The sequence below is a fragment of the Streptomyces sp. NPDC007189 genome, from assembly GCF_040703635.1.
Taxonomy (GTDB): Bacteria; Actinomycetota; Actinomycetes; order Streptomycetales; family Streptomycetaceae; genus Streptomyces.
Genome location: NZ_JBEYEY010000016.1, coordinates 104,422 through 131,160, shown reverse-complemented (window position 1 = coordinate 131,160; position 26,739 = coordinate 104,422). Strand labels below are relative to the sequence as shown.

The 26,739-nt window shown below is 73.1% G+C and carries 30 protein-coding genes and 2 pseudogenes; 13 read left to right on the top strand and 19 right to left on the bottom strand.

Annotated features, from left to right (window positions below):
- Positions 1–29: 29 nt before the first annotated feature.
- The 5 genes and pseudogenes from AB0950_RS29475 to AB0950_RS29455 all read right to left on the bottom strand — a co-directional run bounded on the left by AB0950_RS29475 (position 30) and on the right by AB0950_RS29455 (position 4,825).
- On the bottom strand, positions 30–1,184 hold the full coding sequence (locus AB0950_RS29475) for a site-2 protease family protein (protein ID WP_360151690.1): 1,155 nt from the start codon (positions 1,182–1,184) through the stop codon (positions 30–32).
- A gap of 296 nt (positions 1,185–1,480) precedes the next feature.
- Positions 1,481–2,554 (bottom strand): annotated as a pseudogene (locus AB0950_RS29470) (ATP-binding SpoIIE family protein phosphatase); the annotation flags it as partial.
- Between the two features lie 45 nt (positions 2,555–2,599).
- Positions 2,600–2,896, bottom strand: a pseudogene (locus tag AB0950_RS29465) (PAS domain-containing protein); the annotation flags it as partial.
- Between the two features lie 110 nt (positions 2,897–3,006).
- On the bottom strand, positions 3,007–3,810 hold the full coding sequence (locus AB0950_RS29460; RefSeq protein ID WP_360151687.1) for a VOC family protein: 804 nt from the start codon (positions 3,808–3,810) through the stop codon (positions 3,007–3,009).
- Positions 3,811–3,958: 148 nt separating this feature from the next.
- Positions 3,959–4,825 carry a hypothetical protein gene (locus AB0950_RS29455; protein WP_366779776.1) on the bottom strand — a complete coding sequence of 289 codons (867 nt, stop codon included), beginning with the start codon at positions 4,823–4,825 and terminating at the stop codon, positions 3,959–3,961.
- A 214-nt stretch (positions 4,826–5,039) separates the two neighbouring features.
- Between AB0950_RS29455 and AB0950_RS29450 the strand changes: the two genes are divergently transcribed.
- The gene (locus AB0950_RS29450) at positions 5,040–5,342 is read left to right on the top strand and encodes a hypothetical protein (RefSeq protein WP_360151681.1); all 303 of its coding nucleotides are present in this window, start codon (positions 5,040–5,042) and stop codon (positions 5,340–5,342) included.
- A gap of 35 nt (positions 5,343–5,377) precedes the next feature.
- On the opposite strand, the gene AB0950_RS29445 is transcribed toward AB0950_RS29450, so the two are convergent.
- On the bottom strand, positions 5,378–5,980 hold the full coding sequence (locus AB0950_RS29445; protein ID WP_360151678.1) for a hypothetical protein: 603 nt from the start codon (positions 5,978–5,980) through the stop codon (positions 5,378–5,380).
- Positions 5,981–6,089: 109 nt separating this feature from the next.
- The gene (locus AB0950_RS29440) at positions 6,090–6,551 is read right to left on the bottom strand and encodes an AAA family ATPase (protein WP_366779775.1); all 462 of its coding nucleotides are present in this window, start codon (positions 6,549–6,551) and stop codon (positions 6,090–6,092) included.
- A gap of 181 nt (positions 6,552–6,732) precedes the next feature.
- Between AB0950_RS29440 and AB0950_RS29435 the strand changes: the two genes are divergently transcribed.
- From AB0950_RS29435 to AB0950_RS29420, 4 genes are all read left to right on the top strand, one after another.
- The gene (locus AB0950_RS29435; RefSeq protein WP_366779774.1) at positions 6,733–7,902 is read left to right on the top strand and encodes a polysaccharide pyruvyl transferase family protein; all 1,170 of its coding nucleotides are present in this window, start codon (positions 6,733–6,735) and stop codon (positions 7,900–7,902) included.
- Positions 7,903–7,952: 50 nt separating this feature from the next.
- Positions 7,953–9,362, top strand: a complete 1,410-nt coding sequence (locus AB0950_RS29430) for an FAD-dependent oxidoreductase (protein ID WP_366779773.1) — start codon at positions 7,953–7,955, stop codon at positions 9,360–9,362.
- A gap of 117 nt (positions 9,363–9,479) precedes the next feature.
- The gene (locus AB0950_RS29425; protein WP_366779772.1) at positions 9,480–10,502 is read left to right on the top strand and encodes a sigma-70 family RNA polymerase sigma factor; all 1,023 of its coding nucleotides are present in this window, start codon (positions 9,480–9,482) and stop codon (positions 10,500–10,502) included.
- Positions 10,503–10,548: 46 nt separating this feature from the next.
- Positions 10,549–11,001 carry a YbhB/YbcL family Raf kinase inhibitor-like protein gene (locus tag AB0950_RS29420; RefSeq protein WP_360151664.1) on the top strand — a complete coding sequence of 151 codons (453 nt, stop codon included), beginning with the start codon at positions 10,549–10,551 and terminating at the stop codon, positions 10,999–11,001.
- A gap of 66 nt (positions 11,002–11,067) precedes the next feature.
- Here the strand turns inward: AB0950_RS29420 and AB0950_RS29415 are convergent, their stop codons facing one another.
- Positions 11,068–11,790 carry a DUF2267 domain-containing protein gene (locus AB0950_RS29415; RefSeq protein WP_360151662.1) on the bottom strand — a complete coding sequence of 241 codons (723 nt, stop codon included), beginning with the start codon at positions 11,788–11,790 and terminating at the stop codon, positions 11,068–11,070.
- 210 nt (positions 11,791–12,000) lie between these two features.
- On the opposite strand from AB0950_RS29415, the gene AB0950_RS29410 reads away from it, so the two are divergent.
- Positions 12,001–12,432, top strand: coding sequence for a CBS domain-containing protein (locus tag AB0950_RS29410; RefSeq protein WP_360151659.1), 432 nt, complete (start codon positions 12,001–12,003; stop codon positions 12,430–12,432).
- A gap of 143 nt (positions 12,433–12,575) precedes the next feature.
- Here AB0950_RS29410 and AB0950_RS29405 read toward each other — a convergent pair whose 3' ends face one another.
- Positions 12,576–12,716 carry a hypothetical protein gene (locus AB0950_RS29405; RefSeq protein ID WP_360569739.1) on the bottom strand — a complete coding sequence of 47 codons (141 nt, stop codon included), beginning with the start codon at positions 12,714–12,716 and terminating at the stop codon, positions 12,576–12,578.
- Positions 12,717–12,815: 99 nt separating this feature from the next.
- Between AB0950_RS29405 and AB0950_RS29400 the strand changes: the two genes are divergently transcribed.
- The gene (locus tag AB0950_RS29400; protein ID WP_360151656.1) at positions 12,816–13,202 is read left to right on the top strand and encodes a DUF2267 domain-containing protein; all 387 of its coding nucleotides are present in this window, start codon (positions 12,816–12,818) and stop codon (positions 13,200–13,202) included.
- 73 nt (positions 13,203–13,275) lie between these two features.
- Complete coding sequence (locus tag AB0950_RS29395) at positions 13,276–14,163, top strand: universal stress protein (protein WP_360151653.1); 888 nt, start codon at positions 13,276–13,278, stop codon at positions 14,161–14,163.
- A 54-nt stretch (positions 14,164–14,217) separates the two neighbouring features.
- Here AB0950_RS29395 and AB0950_RS29390 read toward each other — a convergent pair whose 3' ends face one another.
- The 4 genes from AB0950_RS29390 to AB0950_RS29375 all read right to left on the bottom strand — a co-directional run bounded on the left by AB0950_RS29390 (position 14,218) and on the right by AB0950_RS29375 (position 18,414).
- A complete protein-coding gene (locus AB0950_RS29390; protein WP_360151650.1) occupies positions 14,218–15,549 on the bottom strand; it encodes an erythromycin esterase family protein in 1,332 nt (443 codons plus the stop codon).
- Between the two features lie 128 nt (positions 15,550–15,677).
- Positions 15,678–15,878 carry a hypothetical protein gene (locus AB0950_RS29385; protein ID WP_360151647.1) on the bottom strand — a complete coding sequence of 67 codons (201 nt, stop codon included), beginning with the start codon at positions 15,876–15,878 and terminating at the stop codon, positions 15,678–15,680.
- A 123-nt stretch (positions 15,879–16,001) separates the two neighbouring features.
- Positions 16,002–17,165, bottom strand: a complete 1,164-nt coding sequence (locus AB0950_RS29380; RefSeq protein WP_366779771.1) for a glutamate--cysteine ligase — start codon at positions 17,163–17,165, stop codon at positions 16,002–16,004.
- Between the two features lie 241 nt (positions 17,166–17,406).
- Positions 17,407–18,414, bottom strand: a complete 1,008-nt coding sequence (locus AB0950_RS29375; protein WP_360151641.1) for a LacI family DNA-binding transcriptional regulator — start codon at positions 18,412–18,414, stop codon at positions 17,407–17,409.
- 109 nt (positions 18,415–18,523) lie between these two features.
- Here AB0950_RS29375 and AB0950_RS29370 point away from each other — a divergent pair, with 109 nt between their 5' ends.
- The 3 genes from AB0950_RS29370 (at position 18,524) to AB0950_RS29360 (ending at position 20,331) form a co-directional block, all read left to right on the top strand.
- Positions 18,524–19,678 carry a Gfo/Idh/MocA family oxidoreductase gene (locus AB0950_RS29370; protein WP_360151638.1) on the top strand — a complete coding sequence of 385 codons (1,155 nt, stop codon included), beginning with the start codon at positions 18,524–18,526 and terminating at the stop codon, positions 19,676–19,678.
- A 102-nt stretch (positions 19,679–19,780) separates the two neighbouring features.
- Complete coding sequence (locus tag AB0950_RS29365) at positions 19,781–20,023, top strand: hypothetical protein (RefSeq protein WP_360151635.1); 243 nt, start codon at positions 19,781–19,783, stop codon at positions 20,021–20,023.
- 92 nt (positions 20,024–20,115) lie between these two features.
- Complete coding sequence (locus tag AB0950_RS29360; RefSeq protein ID WP_360569751.1) at positions 20,116–20,331, top strand: hypothetical protein; 216 nt, start codon at positions 20,116–20,118, stop codon at positions 20,329–20,331.
- Between the two features lie 43 nt (positions 20,332–20,374).
- Here the strand turns inward: AB0950_RS29360 and AB0950_RS29355 are convergent, their stop codons facing one another.
- The gene (locus AB0950_RS29355) at positions 20,375–20,755 is read right to left on the bottom strand and encodes a hypothetical protein (RefSeq protein ID WP_366779770.1); all 381 of its coding nucleotides are present in this window, start codon (positions 20,753–20,755) and stop codon (positions 20,375–20,377) included.
- Positions 20,756–20,904: 149 nt separating this feature from the next.
- Between AB0950_RS29355 and AB0950_RS29350 the strand changes: the two genes are divergently transcribed.
- Positions 20,905–21,462 carry a pyridoxamine 5'-phosphate oxidase family protein gene (locus AB0950_RS29350; RefSeq protein WP_360151626.1) on the top strand — a complete coding sequence of 186 codons (558 nt, stop codon included), beginning with the start codon at positions 20,905–20,907 and terminating at the stop codon, positions 21,460–21,462.
- Positions 21,463–21,534: 72 nt separating this feature from the next.
- On the opposite strand, the gene AB0950_RS29345 is transcribed toward AB0950_RS29350, so the two are convergent.
- The gene (locus AB0950_RS29345) at positions 21,535–22,416 is read right to left on the bottom strand and encodes an SDR family NAD(P)-dependent oxidoreductase (RefSeq protein ID WP_360151623.1); all 882 of its coding nucleotides are present in this window, start codon (positions 22,414–22,416) and stop codon (positions 21,535–21,537) included.
- Positions 22,417–22,486: 70 nt separating this feature from the next.
- Between AB0950_RS29345 and AB0950_RS29340 the strand changes: the two genes are divergently transcribed.
- Positions 22,487–23,155 carry a TetR family transcriptional regulator gene (locus AB0950_RS29340; RefSeq protein ID WP_360569757.1) on the top strand — a complete coding sequence of 223 codons (669 nt, stop codon included), beginning with the start codon at positions 22,487–22,489 and terminating at the stop codon, positions 23,153–23,155.
- Between the two features lie 46 nt (positions 23,156–23,201).
- On the opposite strand, the gene AB0950_RS29335 is transcribed toward AB0950_RS29340, so the two are convergent.
- The 4 genes from AB0950_RS29335 to AB0950_RS29320 form a co-directional block, all read right to left on the bottom strand.
- A complete protein-coding gene (locus AB0950_RS29335; protein WP_366779769.1) occupies positions 23,202–24,074 on the bottom strand; it encodes an endonuclease/exonuclease/phosphatase family protein in 873 nt (290 codons plus the stop codon).
- A gap of 128 nt (positions 24,075–24,202) precedes the next feature.
- Positions 24,203–24,649 (bottom strand): hypothetical protein, encoded by a 447-nt coding sequence (locus tag AB0950_RS29330; RefSeq protein ID WP_360151614.1) that lies wholly within the window; start codon positions 24,647–24,649, stop codon positions 24,203–24,205.
- A gap of 102 nt (positions 24,650–24,751) precedes the next feature.
- A complete protein-coding gene (locus AB0950_RS29325) occupies positions 24,752–25,207 on the bottom strand; it encodes a MaoC family dehydratase (RefSeq protein ID WP_360151611.1) in 456 nt (151 codons plus the stop codon).
- Between the two features lie 15 nt (positions 25,208–25,222).
- On the bottom strand, positions 25,223–26,731 hold the full coding sequence (locus AB0950_RS29320) for a long-chain fatty acid--CoA ligase (protein WP_366779768.1): 1,509 nt from the start codon (positions 26,729–26,731) through the stop codon (positions 25,223–25,225).
- Positions 26,732–26,739: the final 8 nt, after the last annotated feature.

The following is a 26,739-nucleotide window of genomic DNA, read 5'->3' as shown; positions in this document are numbered from 1 at the left end:
GAGTGTCTTCAGGCCGCCGGCGCCGGAGGTCAGGGCACCGTTTTCAGGCCCGCGCCCGGTGGTGCCGCCGAGGAGAGCCAGGTGAGGACGCGGCTGACGTCCGAGCTGCTGACGATGCCCACGAGGCGGCCGTCCGCCAGGACCAGGGCGCGGCGGGCGGGGCTGGTGTCCAAGGCCGGCAGGAGCTGGACCAGGGGGTCGTCGGGGCCGGCGGTCGGGATGTCGCCGACGGGGGTCATCACGGTGTCGACCGTGGCCGAGCCCCGGTCCTCCGCCGGCACCCGTCCCGCGCTCCGCACGCTGACGAGCCCGAGCGGATGGCCCGTGTCGTCGGTGACGGGGAAGGCGGAGTGCCGGTAGCGCCAGGGCGGGCCGCCGAGGAAGTCCCGGACGGTCGTGCCGGCGGGGACGGTCACGGGGTCCGCGGTCATGGCCTGCCGGACCGGTACGGAGCGCAGCAGCTCGCGCAGGTTGGCCTGGCTGCCCTCCATCGTCGCCATGGCCACCATGAACCAGCCGATCAGCATCAGCCACAGGCCGCCCCCGAACCCGCCCCGCAGGGCCTCGTACAGCCCGACGGCGACCAGGATCCAGCCGAGGACGCGTCCGGCGCCGGTGGCGACCCCGGTGGCGCGCAGCCGGTTGCCGGTGCGCCACCACACCAGCGCCCGCAGCAGCCGGCCACCGTCCAGGGGCGCGGCGGGCAGCACGTTGAACACCGCCAGCAGGACGTTGATGCCGGCGAGCCAGCCCAGCGCCTCCACCAGCAGCACCGGGCCGCTCAGCGCGTGCGCCCACCACGTGAACAGCGCGAACACGCCGCCCAGCAGCAGGCTGACCAGCGGCCCGACCCCCGCGATGCGCAGCTCCGCCACCGGGGTGGGCGCCTCGCTGTGCAGGCGTGCCGCGCCGCCCAGCAGCCACAGCGTGATCTCGTCACCGCCGACGCCGTGGTGGCGGGCCACCAGCATGTGGCTGATCTCGTGGGCCAGCAAGGACAGCAGGAACACCACGGCCGTCGCCAGTCCCGTCAGCCAGTAGGCCCAGGCCGGCTGGCCCGGGTGGGCATGTGGAAGGCGTCCTTCGGCCAGCCCGAAGGCGATCAGCACGAAGATGATCAGGACGCTCCAGTGCAGGCCGACGCGGATGCCGGCGATCCGGCCGAGCGTGAAGGTCGCGCCCACGGCCGCCACCTCCTTCGTTCCGCGTGCCCTGGGTACCCAGCGGGCGGGTGGAGTACGTGGCCGCTGGGCACCGGCTGTCGTCAGTGCCCCCGGGTGTCGCGTGGCGTCGGCTGCCGTGCCGTGCCCGCGAGGGAGCCGGTGTGCCGGGCGGGGGTCTCGTGCCCGGTGGGGCGGGTGGCCGGGCCGACGGCGTCGGTGCGCCGGTCGTTCGTCGGCGCCGGTGTACGGCCGTCCGCGGTGAGGCCGCCCGTCGACGGAGCACGGGGTGGCCGCAGCCGCTCGTGCAGCGGCGGTGGCTGTTCGGCCCAGATGGTCTTGCCGTCGGGCGTGTGCCGGGTGCCCCAGCGCTCGGCGAGCTGGCCCACCAGGTACAGGCCGCGCCCGCCCTCGTCCAGTTCGCGGGCCCGGCGCAGGTGCGGGGTCGTACTGCTGGCGTCGGAGACCTCGCAGATCAGGGCGGCGTCGTGGATCAGCCGCAGCTGGATCGGCGGGCGGGCGTGGCGGATGGCGTTGGTGACCAGCTCGCTGACGATCAGCTCGGTGGTGGCGCTGGCGTCCTGCAGCCCCCATGCGGTGAGCTGGCCCGCGGCCTGCCGGCGTGCGTCGACGACCACGGCCGGGTCGGCGGGCAGGTTCCACGAGGCCACGTGGGACGCGCCCATGATGTGGGTGCGCGCGACGAGCAGGGCGGCGTCGTCGTCGGGCCGGCCGGGCAGCAGCGCCTCGACGAGACGGTCGCAGGTCGCCTCCAGCGAGGGCGCGGGCCGGGACAGGGCGTCCAGCAGGGCCCGCTGTCCGGATCCGATGTCCCGGTGGCGGGTCTCGACCAGGCCGTCGGTGAACAGCACGAGCAGGCTGTCCTCGGGCACCCCGGTCTCGGCGGCTTCGAACGGCAGACCGCCCACGCCCAGCGGCGGCCCCGGCGCCACGCTCAGGAAGCGCACGCTGCCGTCGGGGGTGACCAGCGCGGGGGCGAGATGGCCCGCGCTGGCCATGGTGCAGTGCCCGGAGATCGGGTCGTAGACGGCGTAGAGGCAGGTGGCGCCGACCTCGCCGGCCGACTCGATGCCCTCTTCGATCTCTTCGAGGATGAGGTCGTCGAGCTGGGTCAGCAGCTCGTCGGGGGAGAGATCGACGTCGGCGAGGGTACGGACGGCCGTGCGCAGCCGGCCCATGGCCGCCGAGGCGTGGATGCCGTGGCCCACGACGTCGCCGACGACGAGGGCCACCCGTGCGCCGGAGAGCGGGATGACGTCGAACCAGTCGCCGCCCACGCCGGCCTGGGGGCCGGCCGGCAGATACCGGGTTCCCGTCTCCACGGCCAGCTGGGCCGGCCTGCGGTGCGGGAGCAGGCTGCGCTGCAGGACCAGGTCGGCGCCGTCGTCCTCCTGCGGCAGCTCGGCCTGGAGGAACCACTGGACGTGCTGTTCGGCGTCCATCAGCGGGCAGGCCCGCACATCGGCGTCCACCTGACGCCCGTCGCGGTCGCGGAGCGCGACCCGTCCCGCCCAGGCCTGCCGCCGGACACCGCACTTCCTGGCCGCGTCGGGCAGGCGGGCGGCGAGGAGACCCGCCGCCGGACGCCCCACGACTTCTGCGGGCGTGTATCCGAGGAGGAGCCGGGCGCCGCGGCTCCACGCGGTCACGACGCCCTGCGCGTCGACGGCCGCGACGGCCGTGTCCGTCACCTGCGGAGTGCCATGTGTACGCATCACTCTCAGTTCCGCACATGTCCGAGGGCGGTGACCTCTTCATATGACAGCACCGGGGGACGGCCGGGCATTCCCGTGCGGGCGCCCCCGCGCGCCGGACATCCCGGGTGTCAGCGCAGCCGGCGTGAGGTCACGGTGAACTGGGCGCCGTCGGGATCGCGCAGCACGGCTTCGTCCGCGCCCTCGTACAGGACGCTGCCGCCGTGGTGCTCCGCGGCACGGGCGCACGGTTCCACCTCGGGTACGAAGAAATGGACCTGCCAGTGCGGCCGGACCGACGGGTCTGGTGGCGCCTCCACCGCGCCCGACTCGATGCGGGCCACGATGTCGCCCTGGTGGCGCAGCAGCACCCCGCCGCCCGCGTACTCGACCTCGCAGCAGCCGGGCAGACCCGACGCCCAGTCGAGGACCTGGCCGTAGAAGATGGCGGCGTCGAAGGCGTCACGGGTGTGCAAAGTGATGAACGTCGAACCCGCCTGCCGCCATGCCTCCCACTCGGTGACGAGCTGGCCCTGCCAGACCCCGAAGGTGGCCCCGTCGCGGTCCGCGACCAGCGCCGCCCTGCCGGGAGGGAAGGAGATCGGCCCCACCGCCACGGTCCCGCTGCGCTCCCGGACGCGGGACACCGCCTGGTCGGCGTTCGTGACCGCGAAGTACGGCGTCCAGGCCACGGCCATCTGCCACATGCCGGCGACCTCAGCGATCCCCGCGACGGGTACGTCGCCCGCCAGCGCGGTGCGGAACCGGTCGCCCAGTCGGGCGGGGCGCCACCGCCAGCCCATGACGGCCCCGTAGAAGTCCTGCGTCACCTCCAGGGCGCGGCTGCCGAGACTCACCCAGCAGGGAGTGCCGAACACGGAGGGCGTGGAGACGAGGTCCGCCGCGTCCGGTGAGTGTGTCGTGTCCTGGTTCATGGCCATCGCGCCCTGGTCTCGTACCCGGCAGCCACTGCTCTGACTGACTCCAGTGTCCATTCAGAGTTCCCGGCCCGCACGCCGCCTGCGGAAGCCGGGTGTGTCCGGGCCGGCGGACGGGCCCCTCCGGAGGAACCGCCCTGGGTTCTCATGGTGTACCGGGCCGGGACTCGTAGTGAAGGCTGTAGAAACGGCCGCTCTCCTCGCGTCCGGCGGGGTCGTGGCCCAGCGCCCGTACCGCCGTGATCGCGTACTCCCGTTCCCGTTCGTCGGTGAAGCGCCGCTGGGGGTAGGTGCGGGAGGCGTCGAGCGTGGTGCGCAGTCCGTGCGCGGCCAGGGCGTCGACGATCGGCTGGTACGACACCGTCCGCAGGACGAACGCGCTGACCCAGACGGGTCGCCGGGCGCCGTCCAGCAGCGCGGTGAAGGTGCGGGCGGTGACATAGGTGCCCCCGCCGGTCAGCGTGACGAGGCCGACGTCGGCGAGGGCGTGTCTCAGGGCGGGGCCGGGCGGGCCCTGCTCCAGGTCGTCGGTGAAGGCGGCGTCCAGCAGACCGACCTCGAGCGCGTACCGCACGGCGGGGGCGGCGACGTCCAGGCCGAACACCGGCACCGCGTCGGGCCGGCGCCGCTCGGCGTAGAACTCCCTGTCCTGCTCGGCGAGTCGGGCCGTGGACAGTTCCTGGCGGGCGGGCGAGGCGTACCGCTCGTACAGGTCGGCCAGGGTGATGTCGTGGTTGAGGAGCGCGGCGTTGATGCCGTACGAGCAGCACACGTCCAGCACGGCCGGCCTGCCGGGATGGCCGTCGTCGAGTGCGGCCCGTTCGGCGGCGGCGCGGCGGAAGACCGGCTGGGCGTGGTGCGGGATCTCGTACTCCAGCGGGGCCAGCCGCCGGAAGTACGTCCGGGGATCCGGCCGGTCGTAGATGTCGTCGAACCGCGCCTTGCCGCCCGCCACGCCCGCGGAGCCCCCTGTGCCCGACCCGGACATGCCGTACTCCTCCTCGCGGGACACATGTGTGTCTCCATCATGTCCCCGTCCCGGCGTACCGGGACCCCCGCCACACCCGGGAACGCACAGGCGCACCCGGTCACTCCGGGGACGGGCTGCGGGCACGGCACATGTCCCCCCGGCGCCCCGATCGCCGCCCGGGCGGGATCCGGGCCGTGGACCTACGGTGGTCGAAGCAGCACCGACGAGCCGAGCCGCCGTAACGGAGGAGGCCGCGATGGAGGAGCACTTCGTCTGGGTGACGACTCGCCGCATTCGGCCGGACACCCTGGAGGACTTCGAGAAGGCGTGGCGGCCGGGCGCCCATCCGCAGGGCATGCACCGCGCCTACGCCTACTGGTCCGAGGACGGCCAGGAGATCACCGGGGTGTCGCTGTGGGACTCCAAGGAGTCGTGCGACGCCTGGCGCGCCTCCGAGCCGGAGGAACAGCGGCGCGCCGCCATGGCGCCGTACGTCGTGGAGGAGCGGGAGGGCTTCTACCGCGGCCGGGAACTCGCCGTTCCCAGCAGCTCCGGGTGAGTGGCGCGGCGCCTGCCGGTGCCCCTGCCCCGCTCTCACAGGTCCGTCTGTTCCGCCTCGCCGGTGAGGAACCGGTCGAGCTGTTCGGCCTGCCGGAACGCCGACGTAGGGGCGTTCTCCGGGGCGAGAGCGGCCTGCAGCCGGTCGATGACGTCCGGGCGGGGTGAGTGCTCGACCTCGTCGCGCAGCGCGGCGGCCTCCGCCTCGACCTCGTGCACCGCGTCCGTGAGCCGGGCCAGTGCCTCGGGTGGCGCCGCCGAGCGCAGCCGTGGCAGGACGGCGGTCTCGAACTGCTCGCCGTGCCGGTGGACCGTGGTGATGAGATGCCGGACGAGTGGTTCGAACGGTCCGCTGCCGGTGTCGGTGTACTCGAGGTCCTTCATGGTCTCCTCGGCCCGGATCAGGTCCATGGCCTGCTGCCGCACGAGCCGGTCGCCGCCGGGCACGTACCGGCGCACGGTGCTGTGCAGCCGGCGGTCGGCCACGGCCATGTCGCAGGCCAGGGCGACGGCTGCGCGCTTCAGGCATGTCCTGCGTCCCGGGTCGCCGGTCGGGAGCTTCAGGGTCTCCGCGAGGATCCGCTCCGTCTCGCGCTGCGGCCGGGTCAGGGTGGTGGTGATGTCTGTGCCGTGTGCCATGTCCGTGCTCCCTGAACAGCTCCCGCGTACCCCGGCACACCGCACGCGGCACGCATCCCTGCGGCTTTCCCCTCCCCGCGTCTCAGCCGCCTCCCCGCCCCGGCGCACCTCAGCGGCGTACCTCAAAGCCCCCGCGGCCGTCGAACCGCACCTCGCGCACCGCGTCGAACCCGTCCGCCGCCGTCGGCTCGCGCAGGCGCTTCAGCGTGGCCAGGACGCCGACGTCCGGGACGCGCTCCCGGCCCTCGCGGGCCGCGTTGCGCCGCAGCGAGCCGGTCACGTCCGGCGGGAACCAGTACGCGGTCGCCGTCGCCCCGTGGGCGTGGGCCGCCTCCACCAGCGGGCCCCACTCCTCCGGCGACGGATTGGTGTTGTCCACCGCCACCGGCCTGCCGGCCGCGAGGTGCTCGGCGACGAGCCGCATCTGCCGTTGCTGCCTGTTCCTGGCGCCCCGCGGGAACAGGTCCTTGCTGACCAGCGCGTACCGGTCGGACAGACACCGCTCGTAGAAGGTGGACTTTCCCGAAGCCTGCAGCCCGACCAGCACGGCCAGATCCACTCCAGTGGCCATGCAGGACACGATGTCACGCGACCGGCGGACGGGCGAAGGCGCGCGGACGGGCCGCTCCGCCGTGCTGACGGACGTGGCGCGGGAACCGGCTGCCGGCTGACGCCCGGCGCCCGCGCCCATTTACCGGCAATCTGGTACGAAAGCACCGAGAAGGGCCATGCGGCGTCGTGAGGGAGCGGTCATGAACAGCACAGGCGGTGTGGTCGTGGGCGTACTGGGCTCCTACGGGGGTCGCAACGTGGGGGACGAGGCGATCCTCACCGCGATGCTGGACCGGGTACGGGCCGGGCGCCCGGACACGCGCTTCGTCGTCTTCTCCCGCAATCCCCGTCACACCCGCAGCGCCCATCCGGACGTCGAGGTCGTCGGCTGGGAGGGGGTGTGCCGGGAGAGCATCTCGGACCATCTGCGCCGGCTGAACGTGCTCGTGCTCGGCGGTGGCGGGATCCTCTACGACACCGAGGCGCGCCGCTATCTGCGACTGGCCCGCACCGCCCAGGAACTCGGCGTACCCGTCTTCGTCTACGCCGTGGGGGCCGGACCGCTGACCGACGAGGCGGACTGTACGTGGGTCCGCACGGTGCTCTCCGACGCGGTCGAGGTGACGGTGCGCGACGAGGAGTCGAAGCTCGTGCTCGAGGAGGCCGGACTGACCCGGCCGGTGTCCGTCACCGCCGATCCGGCGCTGCTGCTGGAGCCGGGCGACCGCGGCCGGGCGCTGCTGCGGGCGGAGGCCGTGCCGCGCCGGACGCGGCTGGTGGGCATGAGTGTGCGGGAGCCGGGGCGGGCGGCCGAGCACCTCGACGAGGAGGGCTACCACCAGCTCCTCGCGAGTGTGGGTGACTTCCTCGTCCACCGCCTGGACGCGCATGTCGTGTTCGTGTCGATGGAGAGGGGCGACATCCGGCACGCGCACGCCGTGGTGTCCCGCATGGCCACGGCGGACCGCTGCTCGGTGCTGCACGGCGACCACGGCCCGCAGCAGGTCCTCGACATCGTCACACAGCTGGACCTGGCCGTCGGCATGCGGCTGCACTTCCTGATCTTCGCTGCGCTCGCGGGCATTCCGGTGCTGCCCCTGCCGTACGCCGGCAAGGTGTTCGACTTCGCCCAGCGGATCGGCGCGCCCGCGCTGCGCGGCGTGATCAGGGAGACGACGGGCCTGCTGCTGGCGGAGGTGGACCGCCTGTGGGACGAGCGGCCGGCCCGTACGGCCGACGCGGTCGCCCGTACGGCGGCACTGCGGCTGCGGGCGGCGCAGACCGCCGACCGCCTCCTGGCCCATCTGGACGGGGCCGCCGCGCACGTCGTCCGGGACGGCACGCCGGTGCCCGCCTCCACCGCGGGCTGAAAGCCGATGACCACCGGGTTCCGATCGCTGCCGGGTTCCGAGGAGGGACCGTGACCTACCTGAAGCCGCCCCGCGTCCCCAGGACAGTGGAACTCCCGCCCCGTCAGGCGCTGCACGCGGGCTCCACCCAGGTGCTGGTGATCGGCGGCGGGCCGGCCGGCCTCGGTGCCGCCGTCGGCGCCGCGAACGCCGGCGCGGAGGTGGTCCTCGTCGAGCGCTACGGCTTCCTCGGCGGCAACGCCACCGCGGCCCTGGTGATGCCGCTGATGAGCTTCCACAACGAGATCAAGCAGGCGATGGGCGGCGACACCACGCGCCTGCTGCCCCCCGATCACGGCGAGGGCGAACCGGTGGTCGCCGGGGTGCTGTGGATGCTGCTCGACCGGCTCGTGCGCACGGGAGCGGCCATCCGGCCCTCACTGGACACCGGCTACACCGTGCCCTTCGACCCCGAGCTGTTCAAGCTGGTGGCGTACGAGCTGCTGGAGGACCACGAGGTCCGTACGCTGCTCCACGCCTTCGCCTCGGACGTCCTCAGCCTGCCCGACCGGGCACGCGCGGTGTTCGAGACCAAGTCGGGGCCCCTCGTCCTGGACGCGGACGTGATCGTCGACTGCACGGGCGACGGCGACATCGCCGCGGCGGCGGGTGCGGCGTACGAGACCGGGCGGCCGGAGGACGGCTGGACCCAGCCCATGTCGCTGATGTTCCGCATGGTCCGCTTCGGCCACGAGGAGTTCGCCGCGTACACCCGCGCCCACCCGGACCAGTGGCGGGGGGTGCACGGGCTGTGGGACCTGGTCCGGGCCGCCACGGACGCCGGGGAACTGGACCTGCCGCGCGAGGACGTCCTGTTCTTCGCGACCCCGAACAGCGGCGAGGTGGCGGTCAACTCCACCCGTGTCACCGAGGTGCTCGGCACCAGCGTCTGGGACCTCACCCGCGCGGAGTTCACCGCCCACCGGCAGATGGCGCAGATCGCCCGCTTCCTGCGCGAGCGCGTGCCCGGCTTCGCCGACTCCTACGTCGTCCAGAGCGGTGTGCAGGTCGGCGTCCGCGAGACGCGCCGGATCACGGGCGACTACCAGCTGACGGGAGAAGACGTCCTCAAGGCGCGCAAGTTCGACGACGCCGTCGCACGCGGCGCCTACCCGGTCGACATCCACAACCCGAGCGGCCGCGGCACCCTGCTCAAACGGCTGCCGCGCGGCGAGTCCTACGACATCCCCCTGCGCTGTCTCCTCCCCCGCGACCTGGAGCGGATCATGGTCGCCGGCCGGTGCATCTCCGGCGACCACGTGGCCCACTCCTCCTACCGCGTCATGCCGATCTCCATGGCCACCGGACAGGCGGCGGGCGTCTGCGCGGCCCTCGCGGCGATCGGCGGCCGACGGCCCCGTGACGTCCCGGCGAGCGCGGTCCAGCGAGAACTGCGCGCCCAGGGCGCAAGCCTCCCCTGAGAATCCGGCGGCGCGCCCGGCACCCCCGGCGCCTCCCGCGCCCGGGTGACACCGCGGCCCGCCGGGGTACCCGAGCCCCTTCGGAAGGCCGGAGTCGACACGACAGGGGGCGGAACCATGCCTGCCCGGGCCGGGTCCGCCGTGGCGGACCCCCGAGAACGCCGTCGCGCCGCCGCCCGTTCCGCGCGCCCGCGGAGCAGGGTCCCGGAAACCGGCGAGGAACCCGATCTGCTGGGCCAGTACCTCGCCCAGATCGCCGCGACCCCGCTGCTCGACGCGGCGGACGAAGTACGGCTGGCCCAGCGCATCGAGGCCGGTGTGCACGCCGCCGCGGAACTGGAGCGGGCGGACGCTGGCGAGACCCGCCTCGCGCCGCGGCGGCGCCGTGAACTGGAGGCGGCCGTACGGGACGGCGGGCACGCGAAGGACCACATGATCCGGGCCAACCTGCGGCTCGTGGTGTCGATCGCCAAACGGCACGCCCACCGGGGCGTGCCCCTGCTCGATCTCATCCAGGAGGGCAACCTCGGGCTGATCCGGGCCGTGGAGAAGTTCGACCACACCAAGGGCTTCAAGTTCTCCACCTACGCCACCTGGTGGATCCGGCAGGCGGTCGAACGGGGCCTGGCCCAGCACGCCCGCACCGTACGGCTGCCGATGCACATCGTGGAGGAGTTGCAGAAGCTCGCGAAGACCGAACGGCGGCTCCAGCTGCGCCTCGACCAGGAGCCGACGGACGAGGAGGTCGCCCGGGAGAGCGGGCTGGCCGAGGACCGGGTCGCCTGGCTGCGCGGGGTCGGGCGGCACACCCTCAGCCTGGACACGCCCGTGGACGACACCGGGGAGACCGTGGTCGGCGACCTCATCCCCGCCACGGACGTGCTGCAGGCTCCCCAGGTCGCCGAGTACCGGGCGCTCGCCGAGGAGCTGAGGGACGCCCTGGGCGTGCTGGCGCCCCGGGAAGCGATGATCCTGAGCCTGCGCTACGGCCTGCACGACGGGCACCCGCGCACGCTGCAGCAGGTCGCCGAGCGGGTGGGGCTGACCCGGGAACGCGTGCGCCAGCTGGAGAAGCACTCGCTGACCCGGCTGCGGGAGCCCGAGACGGGCGAACGGCTGGTGGACTGGGCGGCGAGCTGAGGACGACGGCCGTCTACGGGCGCCCGCGCGGGGTACCCCGTGTCGCATGGCCGGTATCGAACTCAGAAGCGCAGCCTTCAGCGACCACAGCATGATCCCGCGCCATCACGCGCATGACGCGGACAACGTCTCCCCGCCACTCGCCTGGTCCGGCGTGCCGGAGGACGCGGCGGAGCTGGCCCTGCTGTGCGAAGACCCGGACGCCCCGTCAGGAACCTTCCTGCACTGGCTCCTCACCGGTATCGATCCGCACCTCGGAGGCCTGGACGCCGGCGAGACGCCCCAGGACAGCCAGCCGCACCGCAACGGCTTCGGGGAGCGGGGCTGGGGCGGCCCGCAGCCCCCGGTCGGCGACGAGGCCCACCGCTACTTCTTCCGCCTCTACGCCCTGCCCGCCCCGGTCTCGCTCCCGGACCGGGCCACCGCCGACGAGGCCCACGCCGTCCTCGAACGCGAGCAACTGGCGAGCGGCATCATCGTGGGGCTGTACCAGCGCTGACCGGGCCGCCCAGCCCCGGGTGCGCGACCGGGCCTGGGCGGCAACACTCGCCGTGCAAGTCGGTGATCAGCGGGCGGACCCGCCTCCCACCGCCAGGACCGCCTGGTCGATGCGGTCGGCCAGGTCGAGGTCGCGCGGGGTCACCGCCTGCACCGAGCGGGTCTGCAGGGTGAAGCGCACCCCGTCCGGTGTCCGCCGCGTCCGCGGGTGCTCGCCGATCTCGTCGGCGGCGCGCTCGACCTGTGCCAGCAGCAGCTGGACGCGGTCGGCCGGCAGTGCCACGGTGCGGGACAGTTCGCGGGTGTCACCGGTCCAGCCGGGGCGCTCCCGCAGCGCCGCTGCGACCTCCTCCCCGCTCAGGGGGGCCGGGGCGTCCGTCGCGCGGCTCGAGCGCTCGGGCATCGCGTCGGGTTCCACGAACAGCGTGCCGAACTCGTCGGGCAGGGCGCTGCGCAGGTCCGACTCCAGGCCCGTGTCCTCGGCCGTGATCCGGGCGACCACGGTCTGCGCCAGGAACAGCGCCTGCTCCGGGGTGGCCCCCACGGGCCGCGCCACGTCGGCCAGCAGCTCGTCGAGCCGCACGTCGGAGTCGTCCGCCGCGTCGCCGCCGCGTTCCAGCACGCCGCGCTCGTGTGCCGGTACGGCCTGCCGCAGATGTTCCCGGCGTGGCGGGTCGAGGCGCCTGCCCAGCGCCGCGAGTACGAGGTGGACGGCGGCGTCGGCGGCCTCCGTGTCGTCGAGCCGGGCCCGAGAGGCCACCTCTTCCACCAGATGCCGATGGGTGATCATGCTGCCTCCCGCTGGTAGTTCGCGTACCGACGGGTGCCCATGGGCCCCGACGGATACACCGCTGCGCATGTCACGCGTATCCCGCCATCACGCGTAGCCGCGGAAGCAGACGAAGAAGACGAAGCAGACATGGATCGCCGTATTCGTGGTAGTTCGGCACGTGCGGCACTGAAGCGGCAGTGCAGACGACGAATTTCCGGAGGTACGAACATGGCTACGGCACAGATGGTGCGTGACGTGATGACCGCCCCGCCGGTCGAGGTCGACCCGAACGCCTACGTGACCGACGTCGCCCGCCGTATGCGGGACGAGGACATCGGCGCGGTCGTGGTGACGGAGGACGGCCACCCGCGCGGCCTGGTCACGGACCGGGACCTGACCGTGCGGATCCTCGCCGAGGGCGGCGACATCAGCGGTACCCGGGTCCAGGACGCGTGCAGCACGGACCTGGTCACGCTCAAGCCCGACGACCCGGTCGACCGCGCCGCCGAGCTCATGAGGGAGAAGGCGGTGCGCCGGCTACCGGTGGTCGATCCCGACCGGGACTGCGTGGTCGGCATCGTGTCGCTTGGCGACCTGGCCGTCGAACGCGACACCGACTCGGCGCTGAGCGAGATCAGCGCGGCACGCCCGAACACCTAGGGCTCGGCAGAAGGCCACCCACGAGGCCCGCACCGTCATGGAACTCCTGGGCGAGACCACCCGGGGCGGCATGACGGACAAGGTCAGGCAGTCACTGGACGCCGAACTCGCCCGGGTGCTCTTCACCGGCAGCACCGACGGCATCACCTGACCCCGGGCTCTTCTCCGGCCGCCGGCTCGGCGACGAGCCGGCGGACCTCGGCGTCGAGCCGGACGTCCAGTTCCCGCTCCACGTCGGGGTAGGCGATGCCGCAGTCGACGGCCGTGTCGGTGCGCTTTGCCACGGGTACCCGGCGGGCCGTGGAGCGGCAACGGGTGCAGGACGCGCCGGCGAGGTGCCGTCCCTCCGCAAGGAACACCACTGGGGAGTCGGGGAGCGACTGATGACGTCCAAGGAATTCCTCGCCGTCGTGCGGGAGCAGGGAGAGTACGCGGACCTCGACGAGGCGACGCAGGTCACCGAGGCGGTGCTGAGCACCCTCGGGGACCGGCTGCAGCCGGCCGCGGCGGATCATCTGGCGGACCAACTGCCCGCGGAGATCGGCGAGTTCCTCACCGGTGTGGGAAACACCGGCAGGACCTGGGGCGTGGAGGAGTTCCTCCGCCAGGTGGCCCGGGCCGCCGCCGAGGACGAGACGGCCGCCCGGCGGGACGCGGAAGTGGTCCTCACCACCCTCGGCGACACCGTGTCGGGCGGTGAGCTGAACCGGCTGCTCAGCCAGCTGCCGAGCGGCTACGCCGAGCTGTTCGGCCACCCCGAGCTGGCCTGACCGGGCACGCCGCCTCCTGCCGCGTCCGGTCGGGCGGTACGGCACCGGGCCGGACGAGTCACCTGGAGGAACCATGACCGCAGCCGGCCGTTCCGGCACCGTGCTGGTCGGCATGGACGACGCGCCGGACGCCTGGTCGGCCCTCGACTGGGCGGCCGCCGAGGCGGAACGGGGCGGTGACGCGCTGAGGATCCTCCACGCCGTCGACCTCGGCGGAGAGCCGACGGGGCCGGACGAGAAGGCCGATCCGCACGTCGTACAGGCCGGCGTAGCCATCCTGGACGACGCCCAGGCCCGGGTCGCCGTCGCCAGACCCGGTCTCGCGACGGATGTCGTCCTCGCCCGGGGTCACCCGGCGGAGGCGCTGATCGAGGCCGCCGGGGATGCCGGCGCCCGGCTGGTCGTGGTGGGGACCCGCGGCCGGGGCGGCTTCACGGGACTGCTGCTGGGGTCGGTCAGCCTGCGGCTGGCCGCCCACACGGACCGCCCGGTGGCCGTCGTCCGGGGATGGCGCACCGGGGGTGACGCGCTGCACGACGCGGTCGTGGTCGGCGTCCACGACGAACGGGACGAGGACGTCGTACGGTTCGGCCTCGAGGAGGCCGAGCGGCGCGGGACGACGGCGCGCCTGCTGCACGCCTGGACGCCGTTTCCCCGGACCGGGCTGATGGTGCCCCAGGTGAGCCGGCTGGACGACGAAAGGCGGCTGCACGAGCGGCTGCTCGACCGCGCCCTCGGTCCGGTCGCCGACCACCCGAAGGCGCACACGGACACCGACTTCGTCATCGGCTCGCCCGCCGGCGTGCTGGTGGAGGCCTCGACGAGGGCCGGCCTGGTCGTGGTGGGGCGCCGCCCGCCGCGCGGCCCCCTGGGACTGCGGCTGGGAACCGTGTCGCACGCCGTCCTGCACCACGCGAGCTGTCCCGTGGCCGTGGTGCCCGTCGCCGAGGGCGAGGACTGAATCGGCGGCCTGTCGGTGAACACCGAAACCGGCGAGTGCCTCGCGGGCTGTGTGTCACACGCCGACCGGCCAGGTCTCCCGCTCCCGGCTCTCTGCGGTCAGCGGGCGCAGGGGGGTGAGCGCGTGGGTGCGGTCGAGGTAGCAGAACGCGTCGTAACGCTCCGCCAGGACCGTGGGGACGTAGTTGCCGACGCGCTCGTACTGCGGCCGGTAGACCACGCCGATGGCGCGGTGACCGCGCTCTTCGTGGAACCACTCGCCGTGCCCGGCCGACGGCGGCCGCTGGAACTGCACGTGCGGGAAGACGAACAGCGCCCGCGCCCCGGGCAGCGCCCGGTGCAGCAGATCCTCCAGGCTGCCCCGGCGCGCGGCCGGCACGCCCATGACCTTCGGTACGTCGCCCCACGCGTCCGCGGCGATCACGGTGCCGGAGTGCGAGCCGAACCCGACCAGGACCACGCCCCTGCCCATGTGCCGTTCCCGCACCAGCTGGCCGACGTTGACCATGCCGGTGTCGGCCATGTCGGTGGCGCGGGCGTCGCCGACGTGTGTGTTGTGCGCCCACACCACGGCCTTGGCGTCGGGGCCGTAGTGCTCCATCAGCCGGTCGAGGGTGTCGGCCATGTGACGGTCCCGGATGTTCCACGCCTCGGGCCCGCTGTCGATCATGGCCCGGTAGTAGCGCTCGGCGCCCGCCAGCACCTCGGCGTTCTGCCGGGCGGTGAACTCGGTGAGGGAACCGTCCAGGGCGGCAGTCCGCGCCGCCCGCCGGCGCAGCTCGGTCAGCAGGGACATCACCTGCGGCTCACAGCCCTCGGACACGTACCGGGTGGCCAGCGCGTAGGACTGCGGGTCCTGTGCGTACGGCTCGAAGCAGCGGTACGCCTCCAGGGCGTGCTCCACCCGGTCGGGGTCGTGTTCGCGCAGGTGGGCGAGGACCGCGCTCAGCGACTCCCACAGGCTGTAGACGTCGAGCCCGAAGAATCCGACGCGCCGCTCGGGCGGCAGCCCCTCGTTGTGCCGGCGCAGCCACCGGGTGAAGGCGGCCACGTCGGTGTTGCCCCACATCCACGCCGGCCAGCGCCGGAAGCCCTCCAGCACCTCTCCGGGATCCTCGGGGGCGCCGGGCGCGGCGACCACCGCGTTGTGCACGGCCTGGCAGTCCGGCCAGTCGCCCTCCACCGCGACGAAGGAGAAGCCCTTCTCCTCGATGAGCCGGCGCGTGAGCACGTCACGCACCTGGTAGTAGTCGGCGGTGCCGTGGGAGGCCTCGCCCAGCAGCACGTAGCGGGCGTCGCCGATGCGCTCCAGCAGCGGGTCCAGCGACGCCGGATCGGCCAGGGGCAGGGCCCGGTCTCGGATGCGGTCCTGGTCGGTGTCGGGCACGGCGTGCTCCCCCTTCCGCGGGGCATGCGCCCCTTCCTCAGGGCGCGCACCGGGTTCCCGTCGCGCCGCGCGCCGAAACGGTGGCGGGGCGGCAGGGGCCGTACGACACGCCTCCGCTCAGGCGCACGTCACCGGGCGCAGCCCACGTCCAGCACCTCGACCACGTCGCCGTCGACGGTGTACACGAGCCAGCACCACTCTCCGAACGCGGCCGCGAGGTCCGGCGCCTGTGTCTCGGTGTCGTCCGTGACCGCTCCGATGAGCCTGATGATCTCTTCGTGCATGTCGCCCGGCACGTCGAAGAGAACGTTGGCGGCCGTCTGGATCATTTCGACTTTCATGGCACCCCCCGATCGGCAGGAGCGGCATGGTCCGGCGAAGCCGGCTGCTCCGGGCTGCGCACAGGTCCCGGCAGAGCCCTCATCGACCACGGTAAACCCACCGGCCGCCGATCAGGGAACGTCCACGGCCAGATCGTCCACCACCGCGCGCAGCCCGTGCAGTTCCGCGACGCGCCTCTGCCGCGCGGCGCCGGTCCCGGTGCACTGGACGGCGCTCAGCCAGCCGCCGACGCACCGGTCGTCACTGTGCCGGCTGAGGTGGGGCTCGATCCGTTTCCACAGCTCTTCGATCAGCCGGCCAACGGCCGTGGGGGCGCAGTCACGGGTGTGGGTGGCCGGCAGGGTCCCGGCGGGCCCGTGCCGGGCCGCCCGCCAGCACGCGGCCGTCAGCAGCGCCTCGGGGACGTCGGGCGCGGGTTCTCCTGCGCGCACCAGGTCCACGGCGTGCCCGACGAGGGCGCGGACGAGCAGGGCGTACGCGGTGGTGGCCTCGGCGTCGGGCAGCACGTCCGCGATGCGCACCTCGATGGTGGGCAGGTGCGCCGAGGGCCGGACGTGCCAGTAGACCATGGCCGGATCCAGCGCCGCGCCGCTGGCCAGGAGCCGGCCGACGAGCCGTTCGTAGTGGTCCGCGTCGCGCAGAAGGGGAGGCGGTCCGGCCGAGGGCCACCGGCTCCACACCATCGAGCGCCAGCTGGCGTATCCGGTGTCCGTTCCGTCGCAGTAGGGCGAGTTGGCGGTCAGCGCCAGCAGCAACGGCATCCAGCCCCGCAGGTGGTCGACCGCCTGGACGGCCTCTTCCCTGTCGGCGACGCCGACGTGCACGTGGCACGCGTTCACGCCCTGCTCGTGGACGACCGGGCCGAAGCGGCGCACCAGGGCGTGGTACCGGTCCCGGTCCAGGACGGGCGGCGGCCCGGCGCGGCCCAGGACCGCCACGCCGCTGGGCACCAGCAGGCAGTCGTGCTCGGCCGCGGCGAGGGCAGCGCCCGTGCGTAATCGGACGACCTCCGCCTGCAGTTCGACGGCCGTACGGCACACCGCGCTGACGGTCTCCACCTGCGCCTGCGACAGCTCCGGTGTGGCGTACGGCCCGCCGAGGCGAGCGCGGGCGGCGGCCACGACGGAGGCCGACCGGCCGACGGCCGCCCCGCTGTGCCGGTCGGCCAGAACGAACTCCTCCTCCACGCCCACCGTCGTCGGTGCCGCCGTGTCCGGCGGGCATCCGGGGCCGCCGGCGGCGGCCGGGGTCACGGCATCAAACGGCTCTGGCACATCCAGCCCCTTCGCACGACACACGGGACACGGGCCACCACCCGTCACGGACGCCGCGCCGAGGCGCACCGGCCGCCGGCGGACGGACGACGAGTGGGGACCGCCATGCTCGGCCCTGCGCCGAAACCACCGCAAGCGGTTGCCCGGCCACCATCACCGCAGGCCGACCACCGCCCGCGAGCGCCCCCGGATGCGCCTGGTGCCACTGCCACTGCTGTGGCGTGCCCGGACCGTCATGCGTTCAGGCGCCGGCCGGCGGCGGCCCGGTCGTGCCTCTCACTTCGAGGTACGGCGTGGCGAGGTCGACATAGCCCGGACGGTCCGGCTCCTCGATCCGGTCGAGCAGCCGCTGCGCGGCGCGCCGGCCCACGTCGTGGCTGGCGTTGTCCACCGTGGTCAGCCACAGATGGCGCAGCCGGGAGAGGTAGGTGTTGTCGTAGCCGACCAGGGAGAGGTCACGCGGCACCTGCAGGCCGCACTCCTCGGCGGCGGAGAGTGCGCCGACGCAGGTCATGTCGTTGACGGCGAAGACGGCGGTCGGACGCTGCGGGCGGCTCAGGAGCCGGACCGCGGCCCGGTAGCCGCCCTCCTCGGTGAGGTCGCCCTGTTCCACGACCGCCGTGCCGGCGAGGCCGTGCTCGCGCATGGTCGCCTCGAAGCTGCGCCGGCGCAGGGCCCCGACCGCGCCCCGGCCGGTGATGTGGGCGATGCGGCGGTGGCCGAGGCCGATGAGGTGCTCGGTGGCCAGGCGGGCTCCGTGCTCATCGTCGTTGGCGACGATGTCCACTCCGGGCAGCACCGGCTCGCGGGTGCCGGCGACGACCGTGGGGACCAGCCCGGCGGCGGTGCGCAGGGCCTGCGGGTCCTGGAGCGTGCCGACCGCGATCAGGCCGTCGACGCGGAGTTCGGTGAAGGTGCGGGTGAGGTCCTCGCCGAGGCGCCGGTTGAGGTGGCCGTCGGCCAGCAGCATGTGCAGGCCGTTGTCGTAGAGCCGGGCGTTCAGGCCGTCGAGCAGGTCCACGAACCAGGGGTTGCGCATGTCGTTCAGCAGCACTCCCACGGTCCGGGTGCGCCGCTCGCTCAGGCTGCGGGCGGCGGCGTTGGGCCGGTAGCCGAGCGCTTGGACCGCGGCGAGGACGGCCTCGCGCTTCTCCGGCCGCACACCTTCCGAGCCGCGCAGCACCAGCGAGACCAGCGACTTGGACACGCCGGCCCGTTCGGCGACGTCACGGATGGTCGGAGAGCCCATGACTGGACCGTTCCATATGCCGGCCGCCCCTGTAAAGGTCCCTTGACATGCGGGACATGGAGGAACCATGGTGGACGCAGCTTCTGGAACGGTCCAAAGAAGGGCGCTCATGGTGCATACGCTCGGCGTCGCCGTCGTGGGATTCGGCTGGATGGGACGGGTGCACACCCAGGCGTACGCCCGCCTGCCCCACCATTTCCCGCAGTTGTCCGTGCGGCCGGAACTCGTCGCCGTCGCGGACGAGGTACCGGGCCGGGCGGAGGAGGCGGCCGGTCTGTACGGCTTCGCCACCGCGACCCGCGACTGGCGTGAGGTGGCCGCCGACCCGCGCGTACAGGCGGTCAGCATCACCGCGCCGAACTTCCTGCACCGGGAGATCGGCGTGGCGATGGCCGAGGCCGGCAAGCACATCTGGATCGAGAAGCCGGTGGGGCTGACCGCCGACGACGCCCGCGCCGTGGCCGACGCGGCGGCGAAGGCGGGGGTCCAGGGCACGGTCGGCTTCAACTACCGCAACGCGCCCGCCGTCGAGACGGCCCGGGAGCTGATCGCCTCCGGCGAGATCGGCACGGTCACCCATGTCCGCATCCGCCTGTTCAGCGACTACGCCGCCCATCCGGACGGCGCCCTGACCTGGCGTTACGAGCGCGGCCGCGGCGGCAGCGGAGTTCTGGGCGATCTCGCCTCGCACGGCGTGGACCTGGCCCGCTTCCTGCTCGGTGAGATCGTCTCGCTCACCGCCGACACCGCCGTCTTCGTGCCGGAGCGGGCCCGCCCGACCGGCGCCACGGCCGGGCACAGCCGCGCCTCCGGCGGCGAACTCGGGCCGGTGGAGAACGAGGACTACGTCAACTGCCTGCTGCGCTTCGCCTCCGGCGCCCGCGGGGTCCTGGAGGCCTGCCGGGTCTCGGTCGGCGAGCAGAACACCTACGGCTTCGAGGTGCACGGCACCAAGGGCGCCGTCTTCTGGGACTTCCGCCGCATGGGCGAACTCGCCGTCAGCCGCGGCACGACGTACCAGGACCAGCCCGTCAGCACGGTGTACGTCGGCCCCGGCCACGGCGAGTACGCCGCTTTCCAGCCGGGGGCGGCCACCAGCATGGGCTACGACGATCTCAAGGTCATCGAGGCGTACCGCTTCCTGCGTTCCGTCACGGAGGGCACCGCGATCGGCACGACGCTGAGCGACGCCGTCGCCGCCGCCGTGGCCCTGGACGCGATGTCCCGCTCCGCCGGGCAGGGAACGTGGGTGGACTTGACGTGACCGCCGTATCGTCGTCCTGCCCGCAGCCGGGTCGCGGCTCCACCCGATCGGGCGGTGCGTGAGACGGTCGGCGTGCCGCGGCCGCGGACTAGGATCCGAACCGTGGCAGAGGTCCCCGATGAGTTGATCAGGCTGGAACGGACCGCCGAGGAAGAGCGCGCGAAGCTCGCGGGTCTCACCGGTGACGCGTACGACGCCCAGGTGCGCCGCTGGCGCGAGGCGTCCGAGGCCGCACGGGGGGCCGTCGCCGCATACGCCACGGCCACCGGCGCGAACCCGGACGAGGTCGAGCAGGCCGTGCGGAGCGCCGTGCAGAAGAGCCAGGAGGACCCGGCCGTCGAGTAGGGGCGTTCGGGGGCAGGGCCGAGCAGACAACGCGGACTTGTTCGGCGATGCTGGACAGGGGTGGCACACCTGCACGCGACAAGGAGCACGGTATGCCGACAGATCCGGTAGGACGATTCCTGGCGGCCCTCGACCCCGATCACCGGGAGGCCGTCGGTGCCAGGCCGCGCCAGGAGCAGGAACAGCTCGCGGCGGCCTGGGAACGCGAACTGGAATTCGACGACGAACTCGACACCCTCGACGAGCTGTCCCCGCCCGCCGCGGAGGCGGAGGCCGCTCGCCGGGTCCTGCACGGCCAGGCCGGTTAGGTCCTGCCTTGCGGCCAGACGCCGTGGTCGGCGACGACGGCGCTCATTTCATCGCGGCGACCACGGCGGAGACGACGGCGGTCGTGACCAGGCTGCCGATCATGACCAGTCCCACGCCGATGACGAAGAGTCCGCTGGCGTCGTCCGACCAGTCGGCGTAGGCGGCGAGGGTGAGGCCGGCCGTCGTGCCCAGCACCGCGCCCGCGACGTAGTGCCGGGACGCGGCCCAGCACACCGGCAGCAGCAGCGTGAGGACCAGGCCGATGACCTGCCACGCCTCGTACGGCCCGGTCGTCGAGCCGTCCGGGTGCACGTCACGACGCTGGTCCCAGCCCAGCCAGGCGGCCCACACCGCCAGCGACACCCCCGCCAGAACGAGGACCGATAGAACGTGGGCGGCGTATCTCGGTTGTCCATGACTCATGCCCCGAGCCTGGCAACCCGCGCCCCCGCCGGGCAGAGCGTGCGTACTCAGCTTCACCTGAGTACGCGAGCGCGGCACGGCCGGCGTGGCGACGAGTTCGGGACCGCCGGGTGGTCTTCACGGGAGGGACGGAAAGAAGGAGATGCATCATGCCTGGACGAGGAACCGCCGGACAGCCCGTCGCCGAGCTGGACGACCGCTACAGCTCCGCGCTCCACGCCCGGCCGGGTGCCGCGGACGTCACCGCCACGGAGTGGGCGGAGGCCGAACGGCAGCTGGCGGCCGCCGAGATCTTCTGGTTGTCCACGGTGCGGCCCGACGGCCGGCTTCATGTCACCCCCGTGATCGCCGCCTGGCACGAGGGGGTGTTGTACTTCTCCACCGGCTCGGGGGAGCAGAAGGCACGCAACCTCGCTCATGACGGCCACTGCGCGCTGACCACCGGCCGGAACGCGCTCGGCGAAGGGCTGGACCTCGTGGTCGAGGGCGAGGCCGAGCCGGTCGCCGATCCGGCCGTGCTGGAGCAGGCCATCGCGGCGTACGAGGCGAAGTACCGCGAGCACATCACCTCGCCCGAAGGCACGTTCCACGGGATCGGAGACGCCGCCCGCGCAGGGGATGTGGTGGTGTTCGCGGTGTCCCCGAACACGGCGTACGGCTTCGGCCGGGACGACGGGGTGTACAGCCATACGCGCTGGGTGTTCTGAGGCACGGCGAGCCGAAGGGCCGGTGGCCCGTGACCCTGCCCGCCGCCGGCCCCGGGGGAGCGGGCGACACGGTCAGCCGCGCTCTTCGGTCGGCAGTTCCACGGGATAGGGCTCGCCGAAGTCGGCCGAGCGGCTGACCTTCTCCCACGCGGTCGCCTCCGCCAGCTGACGCTGCGAGTAGTCCTGCGCCATCGTCACCGCGTTCACGCCCAGCAGGAGGTGGGTGGGGACCTGCTCCTGGTGCACGGTGCGGACGATGATCTCGGCCGCCCGGCGCGGATCCCCTGCCGCACCGGCGGTGCTCTGCCGCACGCGCCGGTTCATCGCGCCCACCGTCTCGTCGTAGGCGTCGGGGATCGCGTGGACCGTCATGGAGGAACCGGCCCAGTCCGTGGCGAAGCCGCTCGGCTCCACGACCATGACCCGCACGCCGAACGGCGCGGTCTCGGCCGCCAGGACCCGGCTGAACCCGTCGACCGCGAACTTGGCCGCCTGGTACGAGGCGATGCCCGGCGAGCCGCCGACCCGGCCGCCGATCGAGGAGAACTGCACGACGGTGCCCGCCCCTTGCCGGCGCAGGGTGGGCAGCGCGGCCTTCGTGATGTTGTAGACGCCCCAGAAGTTGGTCTCGAACTGGGCGCGGAAGTCGTCGTCGTCCGCCGTCTCGATGGGCGACACGTTGGCGTATCCGGCGTTGTTCACGATCACGTCGATGCGCCCGAAGCGCGCGACCGCCTCGGCGACGGCCTGCTGGGCGGCGTCCGGGTTCGTGACGTCCAGGGCGAGCGGGAGGAGGCGGTCGCCGTACGCGCCGAAGGCCTCCGCGAGCGCCTCGGGGCGGCGGGCGGTGGCCACGACGCGGTCTCCGGCGTCGAGGGCGGCGGAGACCAGGGCGCGGCCGATGCCGCGCGACGAACCGGTGATGAACCAGACCTGCGTGTTCTGTGGACTCATGCAGTTAGTACAACACTGTTCTCTTAATAACGCAACACCGTTGCCTTAGGGCGTTCCTATGATGTCCTGCATGAACGAGCCTGCCTTTCAGCGTGCGCGCAGTGCCGAGGCCAAACAGGCACGGGAACGGGCGATCCTCGACGCGGCTCGTGCGCTCGGCCGCCGGCACGGCATCCGCGAGGTCACCCTCACCGACATCGCCGCCGCCGTGGGCATGCACAAGTCGGCTCTGCTGCGGTACTTCGAGACCAGGGAGCAGATCTTCCTGGAACTGACCGCGGAGGGCTGGCGGGAGTGGTCGGCGGAGCTGCGCGCGGGCCTGGAGAGCAGGGCGCAGGCCACGCCCGCCGAGGTCGCCGCCGCCTTCACCGGCACGCTCGCCGCGCGCCCGATGTTCTGCGACCTGCTCGCCCAGGCGCCGCTGAACCTGGAGCGGAACGTGTCGGTCGAATCGGTCCGCGCGTTCAAGCTCACGACCCTCCACGAGGTCGAGCTGATCGGCAAGGAGCTGCACCGGCTGCTCGGGCTGACCGAGACGCAGGCGGTCGACACGGTCGCCACGGCGACCGCCATGGCCGGCGCCCTGTGGCAGATGGCCACCCCCGGGCCGCGGCTGCGCGAGCTGTACGCGAGCGATCCCCGGCTCGGCCATGCCGTCGTCGAGGTGGAGCCCCGGTTGACCCGCGTGCTGACCGCCTATCTGACCGGGCTCGGCGTCCGGTCCGCCACGGCCACGTGAAGCGTGCAGCGTTCGCAGCCGCGCACGCGACGAGCGGCGTCTGTCGTCACAGCGCCAGCTCGACCACCACGGGGCGGTGATCCGAGATCGCCGTACCCGGCGCGGATGCCGAGCGCACCGACTCCGCCGGGATGCCCTGCGCGAGGACGCGGTCCAACTGCACCAGGGGACGGTGCGCGGGATAGGTCGGGAGGCGGATCAGGTCCCGCCAGCGGTCGGCCGGTCGCCGTGCCGGGCCCGATGCCGCCAGGTCGAGCACGGTTCTCGGCAGCGCACCCACCAGGTTGAGGTCGCCGAGCAGCAACCGCGGCCGCGGCAGTACGGCGATCCAGCGGCACACGGTGAGCAACTGGCCGATGTTCCAGCCGGGTACGAAGGAAAGGTGCACCGCCGCCACGGTGAACGGCCCGCGCGCGCCCTCCAGCACCGCCGCCACCGCGGCACGCGGCTGGTCCCGGCTCAGCGCGAGTCCGGGCCGGCCGGCGACCCGCAGCGGCACCGGGCACGGCGCCGGAGACAGCCGCAGCACCCGCCACTCCCGCACCGGAAGGCGGGACAGCAGCGCGATGCCGTGCGACGGGACCTGCCGCGCCGCGTCCGCGTGCCGCGGACCGTAGAGGAGCGGCCCCGGCCGTGCCGGGTCGGGGACCCAGCCTCGTCCGGGCACCGGTCGTCCGTGCAGGGCGGAGGCGTAACGCCAGTCGTGCGCGCCCATGGCGCCGGCGGCAACGGCGGCCTGGTCGACGCCGCCCGACCGGTCCTGGAACCGATCGAGCTCCTGCAGGGCCAGCACATCGGCGTCGAGAGCGGCGACGGCATCGGCCAGCGGCCGCCAGGGGACCTCGTCCGGCACGGGTACCGGACGGCCGTCGGCCCCTGTCTCCAGGCCGTGCAGGACATTGAAGGTCGCGAACCGCACCCGCGCCTCACCCCGACCACGCCGAAGGACAGGACATCGTTCCCACACCCGACGGTCTATCACCCCCGGCCCGCCGGGAACGGAGAAACGCGCCCCTGCGCCGCGCTCCTGCCCGGCCGCGGCACCGCTCAGCCGGCGAGGATCTTGCCCTCCTTCACGACGTAGTGCGCCGGAGCGGAGCAGCCGATGGATGGTGTGACCAGCAGGCTCACGGTGAGCGGTGCGGGTTCGGTGCTCGCGGTGGAGAACTCGCAGACCGCCCCGCTGCCCGTGAGCGGGTACCAGAACCAGCCGTCGGCGTCGCCGACGGTGACCCGGTCGGACTCCTTCCAGGTGCCCTGGGTGTGCCGGTAGACCTGCAGCCGGACGGAGGCGGCGTACTGGTCCTGCGTCGACCGCAGTGCGGTCAGCGTGACCTTGTAGTCGCTTCCGAGGACGGAGGAGGCGATGACCTGGGTGCGCGGTGCGGAGTCGGCGCTTGACGCCCCGGCGCCGGCCGCGCCCAGGCCGGCCGCCAGGAGCAGCGTGCATGCCGCGGTGGCCGCACCGCGCGTGTGATTGCGGACAAGGCTCATGTGTTCCCCCAGAGGAGCAAGCTGGACCAATCGGTCGGATCGGCTCGTACAGTGAGAAGACGAGTGATCTTGCCCCAGGGTTGTACGGCGTGAGCCGGCCGGTCAGGCGTAGAAGCGGGACAGGCTCTGCAGCACCGCGGCCGGCTTGGTGCCGTCCTCGATCTCGATCGTGCCGTCGACGGCGATCTGGACACCGCCGGGCACGTCCTCGACCGAGGTGAGGCGGGCGGCGAGCCGGATGCGGGAGCCCACCTTCACGGGTGCGGGGAAACGGACCTTGTTCAGGCCGTAGTTGACCTTGGTGGTCACGCCCTGAACGTCCAGCAGTTCGGTGAAGAGGGGGATGAACAGGGACAGGGTGAGGTAGCCGTGCGCGATCGGTGCGCCGAAGGGACCCTTCGCCGCCCGCTCCGGGTCGGTGTGGATCCACTGGTGGTCGCCGGTGGCGTCGGCGAAGGTGTCGATCCGCTCCTGCGTGACCTCGATCCACTCGCTGCTGCCGAGGTCGCTGCCGGCGAGCTTCTTCAGTTCGTCCAGGCCGTTGACGGTGATGCTCATAAGTCGCCTTCTTCTTCAGGGAGTCGGGGCGCCGTAGCGGTGGCGGACCCGGGACTTGAGGAGTTTTCCGGAGGCGGTGCGCGGGAGTTCGTCCGCGACGACCACCGATTTGGGGATCTTGTACTTGGCCAGCCGCCCGGACAGCGTGGCCAGGACCTCGTCCGGGTCGAGGTCGGCTCCGTCGGCGGGGACGACGACCGCGCGGGGCACCTCGCCCCACTTGTCGTCCGCGACACCGATCACCGCGCACTCGGCGATGCCGGGGTGGGCGAGCAGGAGGTCCTCTATCTCGGCGGGGTAGACGTTCTCGCCGCCGGAGATGATCATGTCTTTGATCCGGTCGACGATGTACACGTAGCCGTCCTCGTCGACGCGGGCCGCGTCGCCGCTGCGGAACCAGCCGTCGGCGAAGGCGCCCTCCGTCTCCTCGGGCAGCCCCCAGTAGCCGGGCATGACGTGCGGTCCGCGCACCACCACCTCGCCGGTCTCGCCGACGTCGACCGGGGTGAGGTCGGGCCGTACGACCCGTACGTCGCTGAAGAAGTGCGGTACGCCGGCCGAGCCCGCCTTGTCGACGGCGTGCTCGGCGTCCAGGAAGAGGGTGCCGGGTGCGGCCTCGGTCATGCCGTAGCCCTGCAGGAAGGTGAGCCCGCGCTGCTGGTAGGCGGCGATGAGCGGGGTCGGCACCGGCGATCCGCCGCAGGTGAGGATGCGCAGCGAGGACAGGTCGGCGTCCGCCCAGCGGGGGTGCCGGGCGATCCGGTCGAACATCGTCGGCACCCCGAACATGAAGGTGATCCGGTGCCGTTCGATCAGGTCGAGGGTCGTCCCGGGGTCGAAGGCCTCGGCCAGGACGCAGGCGCCGCCCTTGAGCAGGACCGGCAGGGTCAGCATGTTGAGGCCGGCGGTGTGGAACAACGGGGCGGAGACCAGGGCGCGTTCGTCGGCGATCAGGTCGTGGTCGACCAGGACGTTGACGGCGTTCCAGGTGATGTTGCCGTGGGTGAGCATCACGCCCTTGGGGCGGCCGGTCGTGCCCGAGGTGTACATGATGAGGCAGGTGTCGTCGGGGCCGACCGGTTCGTCGATGGGCTCCTCCGGCGCCGCTGCCAGCGCCTGTTCGTAGGCGTCGCCGATCTCGAGGTACGTCCGTACGTCCGTCTCGCCCGGCAGTCCCGCGATGAGACCGGCGTGGGCGGGGCCGTACACGAGGGCCTTGGCTCCGGAGTCGGCGAGTTGGTAGGCGATCTCGGGGCCGGCGAGGCGGGTGTTGAGGGGCACGAAGACCGCGCCGAGGGTACCGGCGGCGAACAGGGTCTCCAGGTAGGCGGGGTGGTTGGGGCCGAGGTGGGCGATGCGGTCGCCGCGCCGGACGCCGCGGGCGCGCAGGGCGTGGGCGAGGCGGGTGACGCGGGTGTGCAGGGTGCGGTAGTCGGTCGACTGCCCGGCGTGGATCAGGGCCGTGCGGTGCGGGGTCTTGCGGGCCCGGCGTGCGGGCCACGACCCCAGTCCCTCGTTGCGCATCAGTCACC